The sequence below is a fragment of the Pseudoalteromonas sp. SIMBA_162 genome, from assembly GCF_046535955.1.
In the GTDB taxonomy this organism is placed as follows: Bacteria; Pseudomonadota; Gammaproteobacteria; order Enterobacterales; family Alteromonadaceae; genus Pseudoalteromonas; species Pseudoalteromonas marina.
Window position 1 is genome coordinate 1 of record NZ_JAWJBQ010001270.1, and the last position, 234, is coordinate 234.

1 pseudogene is annotated in these 234 nt (G+C 45.7%); it reads right to left on the reverse strand.

Features of this window, described 5'->3' with window-relative positions:
• Nucleotides 1–234: pseudogene (locus R0J88_RS23725) on the reverse strand (potassium transporter); the annotation flags it as partial.

Here is a 234-nt window from a genome sequence, read left to right on the forward strand (position 1 = left end):
ACCCCTGCTACACACGTTCCCAATCCCGGCGAAAGCCCAATACTTTCCATAACAAGAGCACTAGCCACCACTAAAAACAGCGCAAAAACAGTGAATATTTCACGCATGTGAGTTTTAGCTATGTATCTAAATAATGCGGCTGATTCGTATTTACCACCGGCAATGATGGCTGCGATCACGCCTACTGATACCGCAACTTGTTGCCATACTGGCCAGTTGGCAATAATAGAATGG